The organism is Burkholderia sp. SIMBA_062 (assembly GCF_046534765.1).
GTDB lineage: Bacteria > Pseudomonadota > Gammaproteobacteria > Burkholderiales > Burkholderiaceae > Burkholderia > Burkholderia ambifaria.
Genome location: NZ_JAWRYD010000361.1, coordinates 1 through 261 on the forward strand (window position 1 = coordinate 1; position 261 = coordinate 261).

Here is a 261-nt window from a genome sequence, read left to right on the forward strand (position 1 = left end):
AGATTGATGCCATTGCACAGGGCCACGGCTGGACCGGCAGCGATGCGAAAGCCAATGGTCTGGTTGATGCGCTGGGTGACTTCGATGATGCCGTGAAGAAGGCGTGCGCTGCGTCCGTCGGCTGATGCTGGCAACCGCCGCTGACATTCATCGCTGACATCACTCGCTGACAGCGCGCACCGACAGCGCCGCGCCTAAGCCATCTGGCCGACTGCCCCGCGCGAGGTCTCGCCGATACGATCGAAACGCCTGTTCACCCTC

The 261-nt window shown here is 63.2% G+C and carries 1 protein-coding gene; it reads left to right on the forward strand.

The genetic code is table 11. The features are described 5' to 3' along the window. The first annotated feature begins 11 nt into the window (after positions 1-11). Positions 12-125, forward strand: coding sequence for a S49 family peptidase (locus tag SB786_RS36690; protein ID WP_410731646.1), 114 nt, complete (start codon positions 12-14; stop codon positions 123-125). Positions 126-261: the final 136 nt, after the last annotated feature.